Source organism: Streptomyces rectiviolaceus, from assembly GCF_039533825.1.
In the GTDB taxonomy this organism is placed as follows: Bacteria; Actinomycetota; Actinomycetes; order Streptomycetales; family Streptomycetaceae; genus Streptomyces; species Streptomyces rectiviolaceus.
In genome coordinates this window covers 17,250-38,261 of record NZ_BAAAUG010000040.1, presented here as the reverse complement: position 1 = coordinate 38,261, position 21,012 = coordinate 17,250, and the positions used below count along the sequence as shown (strand labels likewise).

Below are 21,012 nucleotides of genomic sequence, written 5' to 3'. Positions count from 1 at the left end.
GTCACCGTCCATGGTCATCAGGACTCACCGTCCATGACGTCGAGGTGCCGTTCGAGGGCGTCGAGCCTGCCCGTCCAGAGGTGCCGATAGTGCGCAAGCCACGCGTCGAGCTCGGCGAGGGGCTCGGGCCGCAGCTCGTACCAGCGGCGCTGCGCGTCCTGCCGCACCCGCACGAGACCCGCGTCGCGCAGGACCCGCAGATGCTTGGACGTGCCGGGCTGGCTCAGCCCCAGCCGCTCGGTGATCTCACCGACCAGATGGGGACGCTCGAGCAGCAGATCGAGGATCTTCCTGCGGCTCGGCTCGGCAAGAACGTCGAACGGTATGGGCATACCCCGAACATACCCACCCGGCTATATAACCGCAACGGCATGCTGCATTCGCTCACCCCTCCCAGGGCAACGGCCTGCTGTGCAGTACGTCGAGCCGGGACACCGCCCTGGTCAGGACGACGTAGAGGCGGCTCGGCCCGCGGCACTCCGCCTCCGCGATGGCGGCGGGCTCGACGGCCACGACGTGGTCGTACTCAAGCCCCTTCGCCACGGACGCGGGCAGCACCGTCACACGCGCGCCCAGGTCGTCAGGCCCCGCGCTGTCGATGCCTGCCCCGGCGAGGGCCTCGCGCAGACGGGCGGTCTCGGCATCGACGGCGATGACGCCGACCGAGCCCTCGCGGGACAGCGCGGCGCGCACAGCGTCGACGGCGGCGGCAACCACATCCCGCACCTCCAGGACCCTCAACTCCCCGTCCGTACGCAGCGATCGAGCGGGCGGTACGTCGACGTCGAGCGAGGCGAGGACGCGATTGGCGAGCCCCACGACCGCCTTCGGGACGCGGAACCCGATGGTGAGAGGGGTGACGGAGGCATCCGGCTTCCCGAGGTGGGCGAGGAGTTCGGGCCAGCCGCGGGCGGCCCACGGGGTGGTGCCCTGGGCGAGGTCGCCGAGCACGGTGAGCGAGCCGAAGTCCGCCCGGCGGGCGATCACGCGGGCCTCCATCGGCGATAGATCCTGGGCCTCGTCGACAACGATGTGGCCGTATCCGTCGGGCCGTTCGAGCAGCCCGGCGATCTCGTCGAGCAGGACGAGATCGGCGGCGGACCACTTCGCCGACTTGTACGAGCGAGGAGGCTTGGCCCAGCGGATGGCCCACTGCTCGTCGGCGTCGAGAATGCCCTCGGCCGCCGCGGCGAGCGCCTCCCGGTCCGCGAGCAGATCCGCGAGCACCTCCTCCGGCTTGACCTTGGGCCAGGCCTCGTCGACGAAGGCGGATACGGAGCGGGCACGCGAGATCTTCTGCAGCCAGGTGTTGTTCACGGTGCCCGCACGGCGCTCGGCCTGCTCCTGGATGTGCCGGACGGCGCGGGTGCGCACGCGCTCGCGGCCGATGGCGTACGGGGGCTCCTCGGCACGCACGTCCGCGATGATCCGCTCCAGGTCGCCCAGCGCGACCCGCCAGGTGTACGAACCGTCGGGCACCGCGATGGAGTTGGTGGGCGGCGCGACGCGCGAGTAGAGCGCGCGGCGCAGGACGGCCGCCATCCGAGCGTCGTGCTTGACACCCGCCGCGGCCTCGTCGTCCCGGGCCCGCACGGGAGCGGCGGGCCTGGCGATCTCGTCCGCGACGGTGGACTGCCGCACGCCGGTCTCGCCGAGAGAGGGGAGCACCTCGGCGATGTAGCGGAGGAAGGTGCGGTTGGGCCCGAGGATGAGGAGCCCGGCCCGCTGCACGCGCTGGGGGTGCGTGTAGAGGAGATAGGCGGCACGGTGCAGGCCGACCGCGGTCTTGCCGGTGCCGGGGGCACCCTGAACACACACAGAGGCGGTCAGCTCACCGCGGACGAGGTCGTCCTGCTCGGGCTGGATGGTGGCGGCGATGTCACGCATCGGCCCGACGCGGGGACGCTCGATCTCTCCGGCGAGGATGCGGCTCGGCGGGGGTGTGGACGTACCGTCTGCCAGCGGCTCGTCCTCCAGCCCGGTGAGATCGCCGGAGTCCCCCTTGCTGCCGGGCGCCCAGCCGAAGCGGCGGCGGACGGCGACGCCTTGCGGATCACGGGCTCCGGCCTGGTAGAAGGCACGGGACACAGGGGCACGCCAGTCGACGACAAGAGGCGGCGCCGAGGGATGTTCGGTGATGCGCAGACGGCCAACATGGTAGCTCTGCCCGCAGTGATCACCGGCTTCGACAGCTTCAGGCCCGTCGGCAGCGAAGTCGAGACGACCGAAAAAGAGGGGCGCATCGGGCAGTTCACGCATCGCTTTGGCATGGCTGCGGAACTGATAGCCGAGGACTTCGGCGTCGGCGCCGGAGGCGGAGACGTCCGCTCCATTGACGACTTGCTCCTCGGCGCCGTCGACCATGCCGGTGAGGGCGGTGCGGCAGCTGTCGTGGTAGCGGCGTTCTTCAGTCAGGGCTTCATCGAGAGGCGTCATACGACTCAGAATAATGTAACCGAGTTAACTTTGTTCCCGAGTATCACTCCTGCGGTAGACTCCAGCCATGACGGACGAAGAAGTGGTCACCGAAACCGGCGGCCCCGGCCTGCGCGAACGCAAGCGGCAGCGGATGTACGAGGCGGTCTCCGAGACGGCGATCACGCTCTTCCTGGAGAAGGGCTTCGAAAAGGTGCCGGTGGCGGAAGTGGCTGCAGCCGCCGACATCTCCAAGCCAACTCTCTTCCGGTACTTCCCGACCAAGGAGGACCTCGTACTCCACCGCTTCGCGGACCACGTGGACGAGGCATCCCGAGTCGTCGCCACACGCCCCACGAAGCGCTCCCCCCTGGACGCCCTGCAACGCCACTTCCTCGACGGCCTGGAGCGCCAGGACCCGGTGACCGGCCTGTGCGACAACGTCCACGTACTCGCCTTCCACCGACTGCTGTACGGGACGCCGTCGCTGGTGGCACGGCTGTACGCCTACCAGGAGCGGTCAGAGGCGGCGCTGGGCAAGGCACTGAGCGAGGCATCGGGCGGGGACGCACTCGCCGCCCGACTGGCCGCCGGCCAGATCATCGCCGTACAACGCATCCTCGCCCTGGAGAACTGGCGCCGGATCGACGCGGGTGAGACCGCGGAAGCGGTGCGGCCGGACGCGACGACGGCAGCGAACCGGGCGTTCGGCCAGCTCCGTTCGGGATTGACGCCATACGCGTGAGGCACCCCGTCCACGAGAGGGCCTGACCCACGCGCCCGCAGTCGGCGGCGAGACGCGAGGGGACGTGCCGGTATGTCCGCACGGAGCACGGTTCGCCGGACTCCCCCACCGAAGCAGCCGGACGCTCGGACCGAGATAGCGAGTACGGACATACCGGCGCGGCCCCGTCGCCACCCGAGGAGCAACTCCGCGCCCGCAACCCCCACTCCACAGCTACAGGCGCCGCAGGCCTTTCGCCCCCCCGACGAGCCACAGACCACAAACCACAATCCGCGAACCGTGCCCTACCGCTCCCCCACCAACACCGCCACCCCATCAAGCACCCGCCCGATCCCGAACTCGAACTCCGTGTCCTCCGCGTCCGCGACATCGAGCACTCCCGCAGCAAGAGTCCGCCGCAGCGCCGGAAACCGCCCGGGCTCGGTCGAGGTGAGCGCGTCGATGGTGCGCGCGTACCGCCGCATCACCTCGTCGGGCTCCTGGCCCCCCGCCCGCATGGCCGCATCCAGGTCAGCCATGAGCACGACCTCGTTCCGCACGAACCCGCCCACCAGCATCAGCACGGAAAGCTTCCGGCCCTCCTCCAGACCGCTGTCGTCCAGCGCCGCGAGGCCCTGCTCCATCCACTCCAGGTAGTGGGGCGACGCGGGCGGTGAGGTGATGGGCATGCGCACGAGCCACAGATTGCGCCGGAAGACCTCGCGCTGAGCCCGCGCCCACCACTCCAGGCGCGCCCGCCACCCCGTGACGTCGGCGGGCATCTCGGGCGGAGTCCCGGTAGCCGCGTCCTGCATCAGGACGTACAGCTCATCCCTGGCGGAGACGTACCGGTAGAGGGACATCGGCGAGACGCCGAGCGCCTTGGCGACCCGCCCCATGGTGACCGCGCCGATCCCCTCCGAGGCCGCGATGGCGACGCCCGCGTCAACGATGCGATCGAGGCTCAGGCCGGGCTTGGGCCCCTTGGACGGGCGCTCGCGCAGCCCCCAGGCGGTCTCGAGGCTCACGGACAGCCCCGTACCCCCTTCGCCCCGCGCGGTTCCCTCGCCCCGCGCACCTTCACCATCTGCCGCCATGGTCCGCCGCCGCCTCCTGCTCCTGAGCTGCCGTGCTTGACGCACATAGTAGTTCTGCGTAACCCTTACTCGGTAGTGCGTAGCCCATACGCAATAGACAAAACACCACCCACGCACCCACCCCGGGGACACAGATGCCACCCAAGCCACCCACACCCACGCCCACACCCACACCCACACCCACCACAAGGCCTCCGGCCATCGAGGCGACAGCCCTCACCAAGACGTACGGAAAGAAGCACGCCTCCGCTTCAGGAACCGACAGCCGCGCCGTACCCGTCCTGCGCGGCATCGACCTACACGTCCCGCCCGGCACGGTCTTCGCCCTCCTAGGCCCGAACGGCGCCGGCAAGACGACGGCCGTCCGCATCCTCAGCACGCTCACCACGCCCGACTCGGGCACGGCACGGGTGGCGGGCCACGACATCCGTACGGGGCGCCGCGAGGTCCGCCGCGCGATCAGCCTCACCGGCCAGTTCGCGGCGGTCGACGAGACGCAGACCGGCGCGGAGAACCTCCGCATGATGGCGAGGCTCGCGGGCCTGCCCCGCCCGGCGGCCCGCGCCCGGGCAGCCGAACTCCTGGCCCGCTTCGGCCTCACGGAAGCGGGCGACCGCCTGGTCCGCACGTACTCAGGAGGCATGCGCCGCCGCGTCGACCTGGCGGCGGGCCTGGTGGGCGACCCCGAGGTCATCTTCCTGGACGAGCCGACGACGGGCCTGGACCCGCGAAGCCGCCAGGAGATGTGGGAGGTGGTACGCGACCTGACGGCACAAGGCACAACGGTCTTCCTGACCACTCAGTACCTGGAGGAGGCGGACCAACTGGCGGACCACATAGCGGTATTGCACGAAGGGGTCATCGCGGCGCAGGGCTCGCCATCGACCCTCAAGTCCCTGCTGTCGGGCCACCGCCTGGACACGACGGTCATCACCAAGGAGGCCTACCTCCGCCTCTCCCCGAGGGCCACGCACCACTCCCCCGAGACCCTGACGCTCGGCTTCCCGACGGACGGCAAGGCAAGCAACGTACGAAACCTGCTGGACGAACTGGACCCGACCCACACGGAGTTGGAGACCTTCACAGTCCGCACAGCGAGCCTGGACGACGTCTTCCTGGCCCTCACGAGCCCGTCAAAGGGGCTGACCCATGCCTGAGGCCCTGATCATGACCGGCCGAGCGATCCGCATCAGCCGCCGCAACGTGGACGCCCTGATCACCTCCATGGCGCTCCCGGTGATGCTGCTCCTGATCTTCGTCTACTTCTTCGGCGGCGCGATCAAGACGGACACGCAGTCGTACGTCACGTACGTGGTCCCCGGAGTCCTGCTCCTCTGCGCCGGCTTCGGCTCGTCGAACACGGCGATAGCGGTGACGGAGGACCTGAAGGGCGGCATCATCGACCGCTTCCGCTCCCTGGACATCGGCGGAACGCAGATCCTGGCGGGCCACGTCTTCGCCTCGGTGGCCCGCAACCTCATCGCCACGACCCTGGTCCTGGCCCTCGCCTTCGCGATCGGCTTCCGCCCGTCGGCGACTCCCGCGGGCTGGCTGGCCGCAACAGCCATCCTCCTGGCCTTCATCCTGGCCCTGTCCTGGCTTTCGGCAACGGTGGGCCTCCTGGCCAAGTCCCCGGAAGCGGCAGGCGGCTTCACCTTCTTCGTGAGCTTCCTCCCCTACCCGAGCAGCGCCTTCGTCCCCACGAACACCATGCCGGGCTGGCTCCAGGGCTTCGCCGACAACCAACCGGTGACGCAGGTGATCGAATCCCTGAGAGGCCTACTCCTCAACCAGCCGGTAGGCGCGACCCCTTGGATAGCCCTGGCCTGGTGCGCGGGAATCCTGGCCGCTTCGGTGGCGGCGTCGGGCACGCTGTTCAGGAGGCGGACGGCGTGAGGGGACGCGCTACGCCCCAGAGCGTCTCGAAGAGCTCCTTGCGCTGCGTGCACTTCTCCCTGGCGGCGGGCCCCGCGTCGATGTGCCAGCGCGTCAAAGACGTGTGGTAGCCCATGAGATCGAGCACCTGTCGGTCCGGTGGCTCGTTCGCGGGACGCTTCTCCACTTTGTCGTAGATCCCGTCGAAAAGCTGCTCGTCATTGATCAGGCAGAACTTAAGAAAAGGGGAGATGTGCAGGACGCGGAACTGCGGGTCGAGTTCCGCTACGTTTTCCAGCCTTCTGGCAAGGGCCGTCATGTTGCGTTCGTACTCGCGCACCTTTGCGAGCAACTCCGCCCGGAACCCCTCGTCGTCCTCCGCCTTCCCCTCTCCGTTGAGCATGCCGGGTATCTCCATCGGCTTGGTGAAGTCCGGCACAAGAATGCGCATCCTCACACGCGGCCGTACACCGCCGTGGAGGTCCTCCAGACTCCTGCTGATCTGGTAGACCACGGTCTCGCCCGTGAATCCGATGGCATCTATGCGAGCTTCGCCCAGCCGCAGCGCTCTGTCGAAATGCTGGCGGAGGTCACGTGTAAGGACCGTCTCTCTGACGGCGGGAAGCATCGCGGCGTTCAGCCTCTGGACCTCGCTGTACAACACGTAGCCCACCAGGCTCAGAACAGCACCACCGAGATACGCCTTGCCCTCCAGTGCGTCACCGACCGGTTGCACGAACTGGGCAACCAGTCCAAGGCCGAAGATGGACAGGAGCAGCACCCTGGTCACGATGCTCTCCGACTGCGTCCACCCTTCCACGGCGCGCTCACGAACAGAACGACTCCGTGCCACCAAGTCCCCCTCGCGTCCCAGGTGTTGATCCGGAGGGGCTCATGGTGCCCGGTTCGTGGCCGGTCAGGAAGGGCCCGTCTCCACCAGGTCGATCAGAGGCTGAAGCGTGGTGATGACCACCTCGGCTCCAGCGGCACGCAGAGGCACTGCCTTGCGCTCGTCGCGTGCGTAGCCGACGAAGCGGACCCCTGCCTTCTCGGCGGCCTCCAGGTCAGTCACTGTGTCACCGATCATCAGCGCATCGTCGGCCCCGGAACCCAGGGCCTCCAGGGCTCGGCTCAGCGAGTCCGGGTCCGGTTTCAGAAGGCTGGGCTGGTCCGTCCGCCCGTAGACGTGCGGCCCGAACGCATCCAGCAGCCTCTCCCTCGCGAGATAGGCGGCAACGGCCTTCGGTGAATTGTTCGTCACCACGGCGATCCGGCACCCCCTCGCCTTCAGAGCGAGGATGAGCGCGGCTGCCCCAGGGGTGGGCAGGGCCGTACTCGCCGCCGCCACCTCACCTTCCGTGAGGAGGACTTCGAGCGCGGCGACCAGGCTCTGCCCGAGAGGGTCTTGATCCATGGCCCGCAGTACGTCGTGCGGGTCGATGGTCTTCCTCACCTCATCCGTGAGCCGGTCCCCCAAACCGTGCTCGGAAACCAGGTCCCTGAGGTTCTGGGCGACACTCTCCGAGGATCCGTGCGGGAACAGACGACAGACGGGGCCGTCGAAGTCGAAGAGCACACAACGGTCGGCCGTACGTGTGAGCCAGTCGGCGAGTGCTGTGAACTCATCGGTTCCGATGGGCTCGCGCACCTGATCGTCTTCCACAGTGCCCCTTCCGTCGGTGGAGTCGGTGGCATGCCAGTCCCGCAGCGCTCGCGCCACCTGCCGCTCGTCCGGTACGTCTGCCAGCTTCAAGGGCTCAGTAGCACGCCGCAAGGCCCTGCAGACCTTCAGGGCGGCGGCATTGAAGTCGTTCTCGTCAGAATCCGCGGGCAAGTCCAAAGCTGCTCTCATGACGTCCGGGAACACCGACTGGGCGTACTCGAAGTCCAGATAGAGGCCAAGGTCGGCGTCAAGGCACGCCGTCATATCCTCGCGGCCCGCGCGCACCATGGCCTCGGACCACAGTCTCGTCATCCGCTTCTGCTCGTCCTTGTCGTAGCCCATTCGCACGAGATGGGTGGCAAGGTCGTGGAGAGGATCGCCGTATATAGCCAATTCCCAGTCGATGACGATGACTTCACCTCTGTCGATGACGACATTGGCCCGGTGGACGTCGGTGTGCAGCAAGCAGAAAGGGCGTGACGTGAGAGCAGGGCGATCGGGATCGCTCTTGAACTTCGTCACGGCGTCGGACCGGACACCCACGGCCTCGAAGAGCATCTCAAATCGTCCCCGGTTGGGGCGGTGCACCTGCTCCTCGGTGAAATCGATGAGCCAGTCGAGGAAGCTCTGGCTCTCACCGGACTTGGGCCAGCCCTCAGGCCGTGGCGGCAGCTCCTCCTCCGGGATCCCTGCCGTCCGGGCGAAGAACTCTGCGAAAGACCGCATGAGATCGTCATCGACAGGCCCATCGGGGTTCACCTCGGACAAAGCCTGCCCCGCGCGGTAGGCGTGCATCGACCAGTCCCCGAAGTCCGCTACACACCGCGGTACTTCACGGAGGTAGCGGGTCACCACCGAAAGCAGCTGCGCCTCGCTGCGCCAGATTCGTGGCACCACCTCCACCCCGGCGAGCGGTGTCCGGCACTTGACCTGCGTCCGGAAAGGCATCAACAGGAGGAGGGCCAGCGTCCAGCCGAGCGGGACGACGTAATTGACATTGTGATGCCCGTTCGTAACTCGACCATCAGGACGATCCCGATAGGAGTCGGCGAGACGGCGAACCAGTGCCTGATGGGCTCTGCGAGGCAGAGGTGACGACATCCGGAGAGGTTATCGCCTACAGCACCTCTCCCTTACCACACGCCACATTCTGGACCCTGCCGAAACAGTATGGATATCCCTCGGTCGGGACGTATCAGCTTTGTCCCCGCAGCACCCTGAGCAACGGCTCCAGCGAGCTCACCACATACTCCGCCCCCGACTCCTTCAGAAGCTTCGCATTTCTCTCGTTATGCGCGTAGCCCAAGAAGGCCACTCCGGCCTGCTCGGCCGCTTCGCAGTCCGTGGGGGCATCGCCGATCATCAGCGCGGTGGAGGGTTCCGCACCCATCGCGTTGAGGGCGCGGTTCAGGCAGTGCGGGTGGGGCTTGAGGAGGTGCAGGTCCTTGGTTCGGCCGTAGATGTGTGGGGTGAAGCAGTGGTCGATGCCGCGGGTTTCCAGGTAGTTGGTGACCGCCAGTGGCGAGTTGTTCGTGGTGACGGCCAGCCGAGCGCCCATGGCGTGCCACGTCATGATCAGAGGGTCCGCGAACTGGGTGGGCCACGCAGTGGTCACCGCCGTGAGCTCCTGCTGGGTGAGCCGTTCCTCCAGCTCGGTCATCAGATCGCTGCCCCGACGCCTGCGGTCGACCGCGCGCAGGACGGCATGAGGGTCAGGCCGTGCCCGCTCCTCCTTGGTCAGCAGGCCGTGCAGCCCCCGCTCCTCCAGCCAGCGGACCTGCTCACTCGCGATCCACTCGGCCGAGTGGCCGGCGAACAGCCGGCAGATGGGGCCGTCGAAGTCGAAGAGTACGAAGCGGGCCCGTTCGATCAGTTCCCGCAGCTTCTCGGTCTCTTCTGCCATCCGCTCAGTCTGCGTCGTATCAGGAGTCACTAAGAGAGTGTCAGCTCCGTCGCGATGGTTGCCCAGAGCGCGTCGAACCATTTCTGGGACTCTTCCACGAACGCGCCGTCCCGGGGGGCCCCGCTCTTCTCGAAGGAGAACAGGGGCGACTTCAGCCCGGTTACGTCGAACGCCTCCATCTCCGCGCTGCCGAAGTCCAGCGTGCCCCGCTCGACCGTGTAGTAGGCGAGGAGCGCCTCCCTCTGGTTCAGGAGATACAGCTTCACCGGCGGCGTGAACGGCAGCGCTCGGAACGACACGTCCACGTCGATTCCGTGCGAGGACCCCAGCGCGCGGAGGTTATGGCGCAGTACCTGTCCCTGGGTGTTGCGCAGCGCGAGCCAGCGCTCGTGGACCCTGCCGTCCACGTCGCGCTCCCCGTTGACCGGCCTGGGAAAGGCCAGATTGATGTCGCTGCTGGGCAGCAGGATGCGGACGTCGATCGACTCGGGGCGGATGCGTCCCTCGTGGATGCGGCGCAGCGGATCACCGAGCGCCAGTATCAGCGTCTCCGCCGTGTACGACACCACATCTATCCGCACCTGCGGCTCCGAGAACGCATCGGCCAGCCTTGGTGCCAGGCCCACCATCGAGGCTTGGGGCCCCACGCCCGCCGACGCCGGTCCCGGTGGCTCCGCCGCGATCCGTGGCGGGCTGGCCTTGCTCACGTTGTCGAGCAGTCCGTCGCCCTGCAGCGTCTTCAGCGCCTGCCGCACCGTCCCCCGTTCCACGCCGAACTCCTCCGCGAGCACCGCTTGCGTGGGGAGGCGGTCGCCCGGTTTGAGGTCGCCGGAGCGGATGCGGTCGCGGAGGGTGTCGGCGATGTCCTGGGGGGTGAGTTTTCTGCTGCCGTTCACTGCAACGTTCTCCTGGGTCACGACCACGCTCCACAACCCCGCGCCGCTGCAAGGTAGTTGCCCGATATTTGGTTGCCAACTCGCCCGAGACGGCAGAAAGGGGAAACCATCATGGCCACCCTCGCCCTCCTAGCAGCAGCGTTCGCCGTCACCCCCCCCTCGAGCAGTTCGACCAGCCGCAGTACGGGGCCCGTGGGCATAGTCGCGGACTGCTGCTCCTGACCGTCGGAATCAAGGCTTGCGGCAGCAAGCATCACTCGGCGAGCAGTTCCCAGCAGGAGTTGAACCAGGACTCCATCGAGCGGACGAACAGCGACCCCTGCGACTCCGGCCCGGGAGCCTCATCCTTCACGTAGTGGATCAGATCGGAACCGAGGCCGGGAACATCCACGGCTTCGACCTCGTCGCCGTCGTCCATGAGGATGTGGCGCTCCACGACCTCGTACGGGCCGAAGAGCGCCACGACGCCGTTCAGGAGGTAGAGCTTGAACGTCGGTGTCAGTGGAACCCGGCGCAGCTCCACCGTCACGGAAGGCACCAGGCCCTCGGTCTGCAGTTCTCTCAGCACGCGGCGCAGCGACTGTGTGTGCGCCCGGGTGATGGAGCGCTGGCGATCCAGCGGCCGGGGGTCCTCCGGGTCGTTCTTCGCCCGCGGGTAGGGCAGCGGGATCGAATCGGACGGAAGCAGCATCCGGACGGCGATCCGCTCCGGGTGGATCTCCCCGGACTGGATGCGCGCCGCCTGCAGCCGAATATGGGCGTCGAGCGATTCCGAGGTCAGCATGGCGACGTCGAGCGTGACCTCGCGGTGCTCGAAGGTCTGGTCGATGAGCTTCCCGAGGTGGACCCGTTCCGCCGCGGGGCCCGCCGAGTGCACCCTCGGCACCTTGACGACGTGTGCGCCGCTGCCTTGCCTGGTCTGGATCCAGCCCTCGCGGGTGAGGACACGCAGCACCCGCTGGATGGTGTCACGCGAAACGCCGAACTCCTCGGCGAGACCGCGCTGGGGGGCCAGGCGGGTCCCGACGCCGTACGTGCCGTTGGACAGCCGCTCGCGCAGCTGATCGAGGACGCGCTGGAACTCCTTGGCGCCCGCACCCAGCCGCTCGCCACTCACACAGCGACCGTACCGCCGCGGCCGACAAGCAGACCAGTTTCAGTCAACTATGGTGCGGAGTGGTGGGGCTCTTGTGTCTCGTGCTGCTGGGCGCTGGCTTCGCGCAACACCAACTGGATGTCCCTGGGCGCGGTCGGCTTCCTGCTTCTGATGGTGCAGGCCTATTCAGCGGCGGCTGTCGGTCGGGCTGCGCAGGATCTTGAGCACGGGTGCGAGCGAGCTCACGATGTACTCGCGCTTGACCCCGGCGTTCCGCAGCAGCTCCTCCTTGCGAGCGTTGCGTGCGTAGCCGAGGAAGCTCACTCCGGCCCGCATCGCGGCCTCGTAGTCCGTCGGGGCGTCGCCGATGCTCAGCGCGGCGGCAGGGGCGGCGCCCATGGCCCCCAGGGCGCGGTTGACGCAGTACGGGTCGGGCTTGAGCAGGTCGAGGTTCTGGGTCCGGCCGTAGATGTGCGGGGCGAAGCAGTGCACGAGGTTGCGCGACTCCAGGTACTTCGTCACCGCACGTGCGGAGTTGTTGGTGGTGACGGCGAGCCGGGCGTCGACGCTGACCCAGGTCTGGATCACCGGATCGGCGTACGGCGTGGGATACGCGGTGGCCGTCGCCTTCAGTTCCTCCTGGGTGAGCTGCTCCTCGATCTCGGTGATCAGATCGCTTCCGGGATGCCTGGCGGCGACGGCACGCATGACGACCTGGGGGTCCGCCTGCTCCAGCACCTCTTCCGGCGGCAGCCCGCGCAGACCGCGCTCCTCGAACCCGCGCACCATGCCCGCGGCGATCCGCTCCGCCGAATGCCTGGCGAACAGCCGGCAGATGGGGCCGTCGAAGTCGAAGAGTACGAAGCGGGCCCGTACGATCAGTTCTCGCAGATTCTCGGTGTCCTCTGCCATTGACTCAGCCTGCCTCATAACAGCAGTCCCTAAGAGAGGGTCAGCTCCGTCGCGATCGTTGCCCAGAGCGCGTCGAACCATTTCTGGGACTCTTCGACGAACGCGGCGTCTCGGGGGGCCGCGTTCTTCTCGAAGGAAAAGAGGGGTGACTTCAGCCCGGAGACGTCGAACGCTTCCATCTCTGTGCTGCCGATATCCAGCGTGCTGCGCTCGACCGTGTAGTAGGCGAGGAGCGCCTCCCTCTGGTTCAGGAGGTACAGCTTTACCGGCGGCGTGAACGGCAGCGCTCGGAACGACACGTCCACGTCGATTCCGTGCGACACCCGCAGCGCACGCAGGTTATGGCGCAGTACCTGCCCCTGAGCGTTGCGCTGCGTCAGCCATCGCTGGTGCACGCGGCCCTCGTCGTCCTGCCCCTCGGTCGGCCGGGGGAAGGCGAGCCTGATGTCGCTGCTGGGCAGCAGGATGCGTACGTTGATGGAGTCGGGGCGGATACGGTCTTCGTGGATGAGACGCACCGGCTCCCCCAGCGCGATCATCAGCGTCTCCGCCGTGTACGACACCACATCTATCCGCACCTGCGGCTCCGAGAACGCCTCCGCGAGCCGTGGCGCGAGGCCGACCATCGAGGCCTGCGGTTCCACCCCCGCCGACGTCGCCCCCGGCGGATCCGCCGCGATCCGTGGCGGGCTCCCCTTGCTCACGTTGGCCAGTAGTCCGTCGCCCTGCAGTGTCTTCAGCGCCTGCCGCACCGTCCCCCGTTCCACGCCGAACTCCTCCGCGAGCACCGCTTGCGTGGGGAGGCGGTCGCCCGGTTTGAGGTCGCCGGAGCGGATGCGGTCGCGGAGGGTGTCGGCGATGTCCTGGGGGGTGAGTTTTCTGCTGCCGTTCACTGCAACGTTCTCCTGGGTCACGACCAGACGATACAACTCAGCACCATCTCAGGGCAGTTGTCTTGAAGTTGTTTATGACATAGGACCAAGTGGGGACAACTCAAGTGAAGTTGGTTGCCAACTCACCCGAGATGGCAGAAGGGGGAACCACCATGGCCGTCCTCGCCCTCCTCGCAGCCGTGTCCGCCATCACCCTCGAACAGTTCGTGCAGTGGCAGTACGGGGCCACCGGCCTCATCGGACTTCTGCTGCTGACCGTCGGGATCAAGGCGAAGAGCCCCACCTGCAGCTCCATCGGCGCCGTCGTTCTCGCACTGATGATGACCGGGCCCGCGGGCTAGCCGCCCGCCAGCTCCAGGTCCTGGCTGATCGTGCCCCAGAGCGCGTTGAACCACAGATGGGACTGTTCCACGAACGTCGTGTCCCGCAGGCCGTCGCCCTGATGGAAGGGGAAGAGCATCGACTGCGCGCCCTGGGCGTCGTACATCTCCAAGGGCTCGTGGTCGATCTGCTCGCTCTGCTTGGTCAGGGTGTAGTACGCGAAGAGCGCCTCGGAACCATTGATGAGGTACAGCTTCACCGGCGGCGTGAACGGCAGCGCACGGAACGAGACTTGCACGTCGATGCCGTGCGAGGCCCGCAGCGCCCTGAGGTTGTGGCGCAGCACCTGCCCCTGCGCGTTCCGCTGGTCCAGCCAGCGCCTGTGCACCTGCCCGCCCTCGTCGTCCCCGCTGTCCACCGGCGCCGGGAAGGCGAGGTCGATGCTGCGGCTCGGCAGCAGCACCCGGACGGTGACCTTGGCCGGTTTCCGCTGTCCGGCGTGAATCTGACGGAGCGGTTCCCCGATCGCCATCGTGAGCGAGATGGAGGTCAGACAGAGCGCGTCGATCTCCACGTGGTCGGCCTGGAACGCGGCGGCGATGCGCGGGGCCAGGCCGACCATGGTGGGCTGCGGCGTCACCCCGCCGTGCCCGGACAGCGCCTGCCTGGAGGCATCGGCGACCGTGGCGGGGCTCCCCTTGGACACGTTCGCCAGCAGGTTCTCGCCCTGCAGGGTACGCAGCGCCTCACGTATCGCGCCGCGCTCCACACCGAACTCGTCGGCCAACTCCGCCTGGGTCGGCATGCGTTGACCCGGCCGCAGCGCCCCGGACCTGATCCGGTCGCGCAGCTCGTCGGCCACCTCTTGGTGAGACCTGTGCGGCCTCTTCATCCCGTTGACGGGGGCAGGTTCCGGGGTCACAACCAAACAGTACAACTTCGCGCCATCTTTGGGGAGTTGCTCGGAAGGTGGTTATGAATCGCGCCATCGCGGAGATAACTCAGATGAAGTTGGTCGCCAACTTAGGCAACCTGGCAGGACCCCCGAGGGGTTGGCCTCCAGTGGTTGCCCACCGGACGGCGACCGACCTGATGGGACGGGGCCCGCCGCCCCATCCCGAAAAGGGGGAACGTCATGCCGCTCATCGCCATCGTCATCGCCGCCCTCGCCATCGGATTCGAGCAGCTCATCCAGTGGAAGTACGGACCGATGGGCATCGTCGCCTTCGTCCTGCTGACCGTGGGCATCAAGGCCAAGAACACCAAAATCAGCGGCGTCGGGGCTGCGATCCTCGTCCTGCTGCTCGCCCAGTCGGGCTGACAGAGCTGGCTGACCGGGCTCCCATCCGGAGGGGAGCCGGGAGTCCGGTCAGCCATCAGCACATCACGTGGACAGATCAGAAGACGTCCGGGCACCACGGACGCCGGGACGTACGGAACAAGGCGTCGGCGACAGCGGCGGAGCCCACCCGCTCCTCCGTCACCCGCCCCGCCTCCGCAAGCCGCACGGCGGACTCGTCACCCAGCCACAGCGTCCCCAACTCACCCACACCCAGGGACAGTTCGGCCGGTTCCGCGGTCGGCGCACAGACCGCCCCGCCCGGCGACGCGTCCAGGCGGTAGCGGCCACCCGCGAGGCCCGCACGGTCGCCGATCTCCAGGACGAGGGACGCCGACGCCTCGTACGTACGCGCTTCCAAGGCCCGTACGACATCCAGGATCCGCACCCAGAGCCAGTCCGCCTGCCTGCTGAGGCGGGCTGCGCGCGGATCGGGCAGGAAGAGCGGGAGCAGATCGTCGGGGGCGCGGCTGCCCGACTTGACGACGGTGACCCAGTCGATCGAGCAGAGGTAGTGCCACAGGGCGCGTTCGGCCGCGGGCGTGGTGGCGATCAGCCGCTGCACGCTCACCGTGTTCTGCGGCTGGGCGCCGTCGCTCCAGCTGTCCTCCGCCGAGTAGGTGACCAGGCCTTCCACTTCGCCCGACGGGGAGCGGTAGAGCGCGTAGAAGGGCTCGGTCCACGGATTCTCCGGGGTCACGCGCTGCCCGGTGTTCTCCAGCCACCAGCGTTCGTCGCGGTTGATGACGCCGTGCCGCAAGGCGCGCAGCCGGTCGTGCAGAGGTGGGCCCTCCTTGCGTACGTCGCCGCCGTCCACGAGGTCGATGCGGGCACCGTCCTCCGGACCCGCCCAGCGGGGATCGAGCCCGGCCCGCGGTACGTCGATGGTCCACTCGGCGCTGGTGGTGGCGGGCCCGAAGCCGTAGCGCCCGTAGATCGGGTACTCGGCGGCGATCAACGTGGCGACGACGTCACCGCGCTCCTTGGCCGCGGTGAGGTCGGCGGCCATCATGCGGCTGAGGAGGCCGCGGCGATGGGGGTCCCCCTGCTCCTTAAGAGCTTGGGGGAGTGTCGGGGAGACGGTGACGTTCGCGATGGCGTCGGCGGGGACGGCGGCGCCGCCCACGGCGGTGAGCTGCTGCGGGAAGGACCTGAAGGTCGCGACGGCACGCTCGCCGTCGAAGGCGGCCTGGTTGCGGCCGAAGTCGAAGCTCTCCCTGCGGTTGGCGACCACCTCGTCGGAGACCTTCGCCAACGGCCGCAGGAACCCGGCGTTGACGGCCCTGATCCACTCCGGCAGTTCGTCCTCGGTGATGGCCCTGACATCAAGATCGCTCATACGCCCACGCTAAAACCGCCGGGGCAGGCGGCGCACCCGGATATACCAGGGGCCGCTCAAGCCCCGCAGGGCCTAGAACGCCGCCCGGATCTCCCCCACCTCGGCGGCGCCGCCCAGCAGCGGCGTGTGTCCGACGCGGGCGAGTACGTCCGCCTCCACGCCCGCCAGCCGCAGCGCACGGGCCAGGACGGGACCAAGGGCCCGTATCCCTCCGTCGTCCACCTTGAAGGCCAGCGCGCGGCCGTCCGGCAGCGCGAAGGCCTGGACCGCCTCGGCGCCCATCTTGGAGAGGGCGCCGGGGATCTCCCGCATGAGCCAGGTGTCGGGGCGGCGGGTGCCGGCGACGTACTCGGGGTGGGCGCGCATCGCGTCCGCGACCCGGCGCTCGGCCGTGCCATCGGCGGCGAGGACGAAGTGACGGAAGGCGCGGGCCAGGCCGGTCAGGGAGATCGCCATCAGGGGGGCGCCGCAGCCGTCCGTACCGACGGCCGCCACCTTCTCCCCCGCGGCTTCCTCGACCACCTGGAGGATCAGCTGCTGGAGGGGGTGGAGCGGGTCCAGATAGGAATCCGTGGGCCAGCCGTTGAGCTCGCACACCGCCAGCATCGACGCGTGCTTGCCGGAGCAGTTCATCGTGACCCGGTCACGAACGGCACCCGCCGCCAGATATGTCTCGGCCTCGACCGCGTCCAGCGGGAGGTCGGGCGGGCACTGCAGGTCCGCCGCCGTCAGGCTGTACTCCGCCAGCATCTTCTGGACGAGATCCCGGTGGAAAACCTCCCCGGAGTGGCTCGCCGCGGTCAGCGCGAGCCGCTCGCCCGACAGGTCGAGCCCCGCCCGCAGCACCGCCGCCGCCTGCATCGGCTTGTTGGCGGACCTCGGGAAGACGGGAGCCGTCACGTCCCCCATCGCGAGCTCCACACTGCCGTCCGCCGCGAGCAGCACCAGGCTTCCCCTGTGACGGCCCTCTACGAAGCCGGAACGTACGACCTCGGCGAGGACCGGGGATATGACAGGGGTGGCGGCGGACTCGGCGGACGTCGAGGTCATCTTCGGCCTTCCGGGGCGGGGGTGGCGTGGCTGCCGCCCGCGGAGGCCGGGATCACCGGGTCACGCGAGCAGGTCGTCTACTTGTGCTTCGCCTTCACGGTACCTGCGGGCGATCTCCGCGCTGCAATCGTCCGCCGTGCGCTGCAGCTGCTGGCGGCGCCGGGAAACCTGCTGTTCGTAGCGGATGAGCCGCCCCATGGCCGTGTGCAGCTCGTCGTCCGTACGGGCGTCCAGGTCGGAGAGCTCGACCTCGGCGAGCATCTCCGTGGCCAGGAGGCCGTACTCCGCGCTGTGCGGCGTGCCGAGCGTCACATGCCGGGCCGACGAGCGGTGCCGGGCCGGGGCGTCCGTGAGGATCTCCGAGAGCCGGTGCACGACCGACCCCTCAGGACCCGGCCCCTCGGGACCCGGCGCCGCCGGGTCCTTACGGCGCGCGACCTCCGCCCGCAGGATGTCGATCCGCCCCTGGAGGAGGCGCCGGACATAGCTCAGGTCCGCCTCGTTCTGCTGGGCGTCCCTGCGCAGCTCACGCAGCTCGCGCAGGAGCAGCGCGGCCAGGTCGTGCGCGGGCTGCTCGGGCAGCACCGCACTGCCCGTGCGCTGCGTGGGCGGGCGCGGCACGTTCGTACGTCGCGCAGCGCTCATGCGGGTCAGCGACACAGGTCCGGGCGGCTGCCCCGTACTTGGTGTGCTCATGTGGCTCTACCGTCCCCTCGACCGGCGCGGTACACCGCGTGTGAGCATCGTGCCACCACCCGTGGCCGCTATGTGAGCGAGTGCCCCCAATCGGCCCCAGATGGGGGGTTCAGGCCAACCTCATGGGCGGCGCATCCGGCGCATCCGGCGCATCCGGGCCGTATGGAGCACGGCATGATGGGCCATATGCGTGCTGTGGTGCAGAGGGTGGACGGAGCGAGCGTCGTCGTCCAGGGCGAGAACGGGCCCGAGACGGTCGGCGAGATCAACGGCGAGGGACTGTGCGTCCTGGTGGGGGTGACCCACGAGGACACCAAGGAGAAGGCGGCCCAACTGGCCCGCAAACTCTGGTCCGTTCGGATGCTTGCCGACGAGAAGTCCTGCTCGGACATCGACGCCCCGCTGCTGGTCATCAGCCAGTTCACGCTGTACGGCGACGCGAGGAAGGGCCGCAGGCCCACCTGGAACGCCGCCGCGCCCGGCAATGTCGCCGAGCCCCTGGTCGACGAGGTCGTCGCCCAACTCCTTTCGCTGGGCGCCACCGTGGCGACCGGGCGCTTCGGCGCGCAGATGCGGGTGTCCTTGACGAACGACGGCCCGTTCACGGTGCTTCTGGAGATGTGACGGGGTGTGACGGGGCCAGGGCTACGGCTCGACCACGACCTCCTGCGCCGCCGCCGTCGTGCCCGCGACCAGCTCCGCGTCCAGCGGTACGTTGCGTTTGATGAGGGCCAGGGCGATCGGGCCCAGCTCGTGGTGGCGTACCGCCGTGGTGATGAAGCCCAGCTTGCGTCCTTCCTCGCCCTCGCTCGCGAGGTACAGCGGTGTGCCCTGCACCGGCAGGTGCACCTCGCTGCCGTCCAGGTGCAGGAAGACCAGGCGACGCGGCGGCTTGCCCAGGTTCTGGACGCGGGCGACCGTCTCCTGGCCGCGGTAGCAGCCCTTCTGCAGATGCACCGCCGTGCCGATCCAGCCCAGCTCGTGCGGGATCGTGCGGTGATCCGTCTCGAAGCCGAGCCGCGGCCTGTGCGCCTCCACGCGCAGCGCCTCGTAGGCGAGGAGGCCGATCGCGGGGCCGCTCTCGGCGGCGTACGACTCGAGAGAGGCCCGCGGCAGGAACAGGTCGCGGCCGTGCGCCGTCTCGCGTACGACGGCGCCGTCAGGCACCGCGGCGATCGAACCGGCCGGGAGGTACACGACCCCGAACTCCTCGGTGCGGTCGGCGACTTCGACGCGGTTGAAGAACTTCATGCTCTCCAGGTACGCCACCAGCGCGTCCTGCGTGCCGGGCTCGACGTGCGCCCACGCCGTCTCGCCGTCGTCGACGAGATAGAGGGCGTGCTCGATGTGGCCGTGCGCGGAGAGGATCAGCGCCTCGGTGGCCTGACCGACGGGCAGCTCGGTCACGTGCTGGGTGAGCAGTAGATGCAGCCAGCTCAGCCGGTCGGGTCCGGAGACGGTGACGACACCGCGGTGCGAGAGGTCGACGAAACCGGTGCCGTCGGCGAGGGCGCGCTGCTCACGGAACAGATCGCCGTAGTGGGCGGCGACGCCTTCGTCCACGCCCTCGGCGGGGACGGCGCCGGGCAGGGACAGGAGGGGGCTCTTCATGTTCACCCACACTACGACCCGGTAGGGAGCGTTCTTATTCCTTACCGGGGGCGTTCGGCCCCGCGGAGCACTTCTGGCAGCGCCCGAAGATCGCGAAGTGCTTCAGATCCGTGTCGAAACCGAAGGTGTCCCGCAGTTTCGCGGTGAACTCCGCGGCCACCGAGACATCCGCCTCGATGACGTCCGTGCAGTCCCTGCACACCAGGTGGATGTGGTGGTGGCGGTCCGCGAGGTGGTACGTCGGCGCACCGTGCCCCAGGTGCGCGTGGCTGACAAGGGCCAGCTCCTCCAGGAGCTCCAAGGTGCGGTACACCGTGGAAATGTTGATCCCCGACGCCGTCTTCCGCACTTCGCAGAGGATGTCGTCGGGGGTCGCGTGCTCAAGGGTGTCGACGGCTTCGAGGACAAGCTGACGCTGCGGCGTCAGGCGGTAGCCGCGCTGTCGCAGGTCGCTCTTCCAGTCGGAATCGGTGCTCGCCACACCGGCCAGTCTAGGCCCACCCGGCCGGTGGCCTACTTGAAGAAGGCGATGCCGTCGTCCGGCAGATCGCCAAGGCCCCTGGCCATCTCGGCGACGTCCTCGGGCGAGACGACCTTCTTCAGCTGCGCGGACATGTACGGCCGCAGCGGCACCTCGGGGGTCTGCTTCTCGCCGACCCACATGAGGTCGCCCTTCACATACCCGTACAGACGCTTGCCGCCGGTGTACGGGCCGGAGGCGGCCGTACGGGCGACCGCGTCCGTGACCAGGTCGATCTGCGGCTTCTGGTCGGCGAGCTCGCCGTACCAGACCTCGACGACGCCGTCGTCGCGGACCATCACGGTCTCGACCTTGCGGTCCTTGTCGATGCGCCAGAAGCCCGACTCGGACTCCAGGGGCTTGACCTTGTTGCCCTCGGCGTCGAGCACCCACGTGTGCGAGTGGTACTCGATGAAGTCCCGCCCGTCATGGGTGAAGGACACTTCCTGGCCGAAATTCGCCTTCTCGGCGCCGGGAAAGTCGGTGACACCCGCGCCGGCCCAGTTGCCGAGGAGCCAAACGAGGGGCACGAGGTCGGGGTGCAGGTCGGACGGAATCTCGATCATGGGAAGCTCAGGCGATCTCTAGGTGACGTACGGGCGTACGGGGCTCAGCGCTGACCCTGGTACAGCTTCTTCACGGACAGTCCGGTGAAGGCGATG

General features: G+C 68.4%; 23 protein-coding genes. 6 read left to right on the top strand and 17 right to left on the bottom strand.

Annotated elements, in window-relative coordinates:
• Positions 1-17: 17 nt before the first annotated feature.
• Both ABD378_RS13640 and ABD378_RS13635 read right to left on the bottom strand, forming a co-directional pair.
• Positions 18-332, bottom strand: coding sequence for an ArsR/SmtB family transcription factor (locus ABD378_RS13640; RefSeq protein ID WP_344520983.1), 315 nt, complete (start codon positions 330-332; stop codon positions 18-20).
• Positions 333-384: 52 nt separating this feature from the next.
• Positions 385-2,436 carry a HelD family protein gene (locus ABD378_RS13635; protein WP_344520982.1) on the bottom strand — a complete coding sequence of 684 codons (2,052 nt, stop codon included), beginning with the start codon at positions 2,434-2,436 and terminating at the stop codon, positions 385-387.
• A 67-nt stretch (positions 2,437-2,503) separates the two neighbouring features.
• Between ABD378_RS13635 and ABD378_RS13630 the strand changes: the two genes are divergently transcribed.
• Positions 2,504-3,160, top strand: a complete 657-nt coding sequence (locus ABD378_RS13630) for a TetR/AcrR family transcriptional regulator (RefSeq protein WP_344520981.1) — start codon at positions 2,504-2,506, stop codon at positions 3,158-3,160.
• Positions 3,161-3,444: 284 nt separating this feature from the next.
• Here ABD378_RS13630 and ABD378_RS13625 read toward each other — a convergent pair whose 3' ends face one another.
• Positions 3,445-4,167: a TetR/AcrR family transcriptional regulator gene (locus ABD378_RS13625; protein ID WP_425583838.1), complete on the bottom strand. Its 723-nt coding sequence runs from the start codon at positions 4,165-4,167 to the stop codon at positions 3,445-3,447.
• A 203-nt stretch (positions 4,168-4,370) separates the two neighbouring features.
• On the opposite strand from ABD378_RS13625, the gene ABD378_RS13620 reads away from it, so the two are divergent.
• A complete protein-coding gene (locus ABD378_RS13620; RefSeq protein ID WP_344520979.1) occupies positions 4,371-5,393 on the top strand; it encodes an ABC transporter ATP-binding protein in 1,023 nt (340 codons plus the stop codon).
• Complete coding sequence (locus ABD378_RS13615; RefSeq protein ID WP_344520978.1) at positions 5,386-6,132, top strand: ABC transporter permease; 747 nt, start codon at positions 5,386-5,388, stop codon at positions 6,130-6,132. The genes ABD378_RS13620 and ABD378_RS13615 overlap by 8 nt, the downstream gene beginning before the upstream one ends.
• On the opposite strand, the gene ABD378_RS13610 is transcribed toward ABD378_RS13615, so the two are convergent.
• The 7 genes from ABD378_RS13610 to ABD378_RS13580 all read right to left on the bottom strand — a co-directional run bounded on the left by ABD378_RS13610 (position 6,113) and on the right by ABD378_RS13580 (position 13,501).
• On the bottom strand, positions 6,113-6,901 hold the full coding sequence (locus ABD378_RS13610; protein ID WP_344520977.1) for an ATP/GTP-binding protein: 789 nt from the start codon (positions 6,899-6,901) through the stop codon (positions 6,113-6,115). The genes ABD378_RS13615 and ABD378_RS13610 overlap by 20 nt on opposite strands.
• A gap of 126 nt (positions 6,902-7,027) precedes the next feature.
• A complete protein-coding gene (locus ABD378_RS13605; RefSeq protein WP_344520976.1) occupies positions 7,028-8,875 on the bottom strand; it encodes an HAD-IA family hydrolase in 1,848 nt (615 codons plus the stop codon).
• 94 nt (positions 8,876-8,969) lie between these two features.
• Positions 8,970-9,758, bottom strand: coding sequence for an HAD family hydrolase (locus ABD378_RS13600; protein ID WP_344520975.1), 789 nt, complete (start codon positions 9,756-9,758; stop codon positions 8,970-8,972).
• Positions 9,707-10,600, bottom strand: a complete 894-nt coding sequence (locus tag ABD378_RS13595; RefSeq protein WP_344520974.1) for a winged helix-turn-helix domain-containing protein — start codon at positions 10,598-10,600, stop codon at positions 9,707-9,709. Before ABD378_RS13595 ends, ABD378_RS13600 begins: the two co-directional genes overlap by 52 nt.
• A 226-nt stretch (positions 10,601-10,826) precedes the next feature.
• Positions 10,827-11,690 carry a GntR family transcriptional regulator gene (locus tag ABD378_RS13590; protein WP_344520973.1) on the bottom strand — a complete coding sequence of 288 codons (864 nt, stop codon included), beginning with the start codon at positions 11,688-11,690 and terminating at the stop codon, positions 10,827-10,829.
• A 165-nt stretch (positions 11,691-11,855) separates the two neighbouring features.
• Positions 11,856-12,581 carry an HAD family hydrolase gene (locus tag ABD378_RS13585; protein ID WP_344520971.1) on the bottom strand — a complete coding sequence of 242 codons (726 nt, stop codon included), beginning with the start codon at positions 12,579-12,581 and terminating at the stop codon, positions 11,856-11,858.
• Between the two features lie 29 nt (positions 12,582-12,610).
• A complete protein-coding gene (locus ABD378_RS13580) occupies positions 12,611-13,501 on the bottom strand; it encodes a GntR family transcriptional regulator (protein WP_344521015.1) in 891 nt (296 codons plus the stop codon).
• Between the two features lie 125 nt (positions 13,502-13,626).
• Here ABD378_RS13580 and ABD378_RS13575 point away from each other — a divergent pair, with 125 nt between their 5' ends.
• The gene (locus ABD378_RS13575; protein WP_344520970.1) at positions 13,627-13,815 is read left to right on the top strand and encodes a hypothetical protein; all 189 of its coding nucleotides are present in this window, start codon (positions 13,627-13,629) and stop codon (positions 13,813-13,815) included.
• Here ABD378_RS13575 and ABD378_RS13570 read toward each other — a convergent pair.
• Complete coding sequence (locus ABD378_RS13570) at positions 13,812-14,723, bottom strand: FadR/GntR family transcriptional regulator (protein ID WP_344520969.1); 912 nt, start codon at positions 14,721-14,723, stop codon at positions 13,812-13,814. The genes ABD378_RS13575 and ABD378_RS13570 overlap by 4 nt on opposite strands.
• A 207-nt stretch (positions 14,724-14,930) precedes the next feature.
• Here ABD378_RS13570 and ABD378_RS13565 point away from each other — a divergent pair, with 207 nt between their 5' ends.
• Positions 14,931-15,116, top strand: a complete 186-nt coding sequence (locus ABD378_RS13565) for a hypothetical protein (protein WP_344520968.1) — start codon at positions 14,931-14,933, stop codon at positions 15,114-15,116.
• A 76-nt stretch (positions 15,117-15,192) separates the two neighbouring features.
• On the opposite strand, the gene ABD378_RS13560 is transcribed toward ABD378_RS13565, so the two are convergent.
• The 3 genes from ABD378_RS13560 to ABD378_RS13550 all read right to left on the bottom strand — a co-directional run bounded on the left by ABD378_RS13560 (position 15,193) and on the right by ABD378_RS13550 (position 18,219).
• The gene (locus tag ABD378_RS13560) at positions 15,193-16,473 is read right to left on the bottom strand and encodes a GNAT family N-acetyltransferase (RefSeq protein WP_344520967.1); all 1,281 of its coding nucleotides are present in this window, start codon (positions 16,471-16,473) and stop codon (positions 15,193-15,195) included.
• Between the two features lie 72 nt (positions 16,474-16,545).
• Complete coding sequence (locus ABD378_RS13555) at positions 16,546-17,523, bottom strand: asparaginase (protein ID WP_344520966.1); 978 nt, start codon at positions 17,521-17,523, stop codon at positions 16,546-16,548.
• Positions 17,524-17,583: 60 nt separating this feature from the next.
• On the bottom strand, positions 17,584-18,219 hold the full coding sequence (locus ABD378_RS13550) for an RsiG family protein (protein WP_344520965.1): 636 nt from the start codon (positions 18,217-18,219) through the stop codon (positions 17,584-17,586).
• 186 nt (positions 18,220-18,405) lie between these two features.
• On the opposite strand from ABD378_RS13550, the gene dtd reads away from it, so the two are divergent.
• Positions 18,406-18,843 carry a D-aminoacyl-tRNA deacylase gene (dtd, locus tag ABD378_RS13545; RefSeq protein ID WP_344520964.1) on the top strand — a complete coding sequence of 146 codons (438 nt, stop codon included), beginning with the start codon at positions 18,406-18,408 and terminating at the stop codon, positions 18,841-18,843.
• A 21-nt stretch (positions 18,844-18,864) separates the two neighbouring features.
• On the opposite strand, the gene ygfZ is transcribed toward dtd, so the two are convergent.
• The 3 genes from ygfZ to ABD378_RS13530 are packed head-to-tail and all read right to left on the bottom strand — an operon-like array spanning position 18,865 to position 20,916.
• Positions 18,865-19,830 carry a CAF17-like 4Fe-4S cluster assembly/insertion protein YgfZ gene (gene ygfZ / locus ABD378_RS13540; protein ID WP_344520963.1) on the bottom strand — a complete coding sequence of 322 codons (966 nt, stop codon included), beginning with the start codon at positions 19,828-19,830 and terminating at the stop codon, positions 18,865-18,867.
• Between the two features lie 34 nt (positions 19,831-19,864).
• Positions 19,865-20,311, bottom strand: a complete 447-nt coding sequence (locus ABD378_RS13535; protein ID WP_344520962.1) for a Fur family transcriptional regulator — start codon at positions 20,309-20,311, stop codon at positions 19,865-19,867.
• Positions 20,312-20,343: 32 nt separating this feature from the next.
• Entirely contained in the window at positions 20,344-20,916 is a 573-nt protein-coding gene (locus ABD378_RS13530) for a heme-binding beta-barrel domain-containing protein (RefSeq protein ID WP_344520961.1), read from the bottom strand.
• Positions 20,917-21,012: the final 96 nt, after the last annotated feature.

Excerpts from the sequence above, each read along its gene's own strand:
- ABD378_RS13640 (WP_344520983.1), bottom strand. The coding sequence starts at position 332 with ATGCCCATACCGTTCGACGTTCTTGCCGAGCCGAGCCGCAGGAAGATC.
- ABD378_RS13635 (WP_344520982.1), bottom strand. The coding sequence starts at position 2,436 with ATGACGCCTCTCGATGAAGCCCTGACTGAAGAACGCCGCTACCACGAC.
- ABD378_RS13630 (WP_344520981.1), top strand. The coding sequence starts at position 2,504 with ATGACGGACGAAGAAGTGGTCACCGAAACCGGCGGCCCCGGCCTGCGC.
- ABD378_RS13620 (WP_344520979.1), top strand. The coding sequence starts at position 4,371 with ATGCCACCCAAGCCACCCACACCCACGCCCACACCCACACCCACACCC.
- ABD378_RS13615 (WP_344520978.1), top strand. The coding sequence starts at position 5,386 with ATGCCTGAGGCCCTGATCATGACCGGCCGAGCGATCCGCATCAGCCGC.
- ABD378_RS13605 (WP_344520976.1), bottom strand. The coding sequence starts at position 8,875 with ATGTCGTCACCTCTGCCTCGCAGAGCCCATCAGGCACTGGTTCGCCGT.
- ABD378_RS13600 (WP_344520975.1), bottom strand. The coding sequence starts at position 9,758 with ATGGTTCGACGCGCTCTGGGCAACCATCGCGACGGAGCTGACACTCTC.
- ABD378_RS13585 (WP_344520971.1), bottom strand. The coding sequence starts at position 12,581 with ATGGCAGAGGACACCGAGAATCTGCGAGAACTGATCGTACGGGCCCGC.
- ABD378_RS13575 (WP_344520970.1), top strand. The coding sequence starts at position 13,627 with ATGGCCGTCCTCGCCCTCCTCGCAGCCGTGTCCGCCATCACCCTCGAA.
- ABD378_RS13565 (WP_344520968.1), top strand. The coding sequence starts at position 14,931 with ATGCCGCTCATCGCCATCGTCATCGCCGCCCTCGCCATCGGATTCGAG.
- ABD378_RS13560 (WP_344520967.1), bottom strand. The coding sequence starts at position 16,473 with ATGAGCGATCTTGATGTCAGGGCCATCACCGAGGACGAACTGCCGGAG.
- ABD378_RS13555 (WP_344520966.1), bottom strand. The coding sequence starts at position 17,523 with ATGACCTCGACGTCCGCCGAGTCCGCCGCCACCCCTGTCATATCCCCG.
- ABD378_RS13550 (WP_344520965.1), bottom strand. The coding sequence starts at position 18,219 with ATGAGCACACCAAGTACGGGGCAGCCGCCCGGACCTGTGTCGCTGACC.
- dtd (WP_344520964.1), top strand. The coding sequence starts at position 18,406 with ATGCGTGCTGTGGTGCAGAGGGTGGACGGAGCGAGCGTCGTCGTCCAG.
- ygfZ (WP_344520963.1), bottom strand. The coding sequence starts at position 19,830 with ATGAAGAGCCCCCTCCTGTCCCTGCCCGGCGCCGTCCCCGCCGAGGGC.
- ABD378_RS13530 (WP_344520961.1), bottom strand. The coding sequence starts at position 20,916 with ATGATCGAGATTCCGTCCGACCTGCACCCCGACCTCGTGCCCCTCGTT.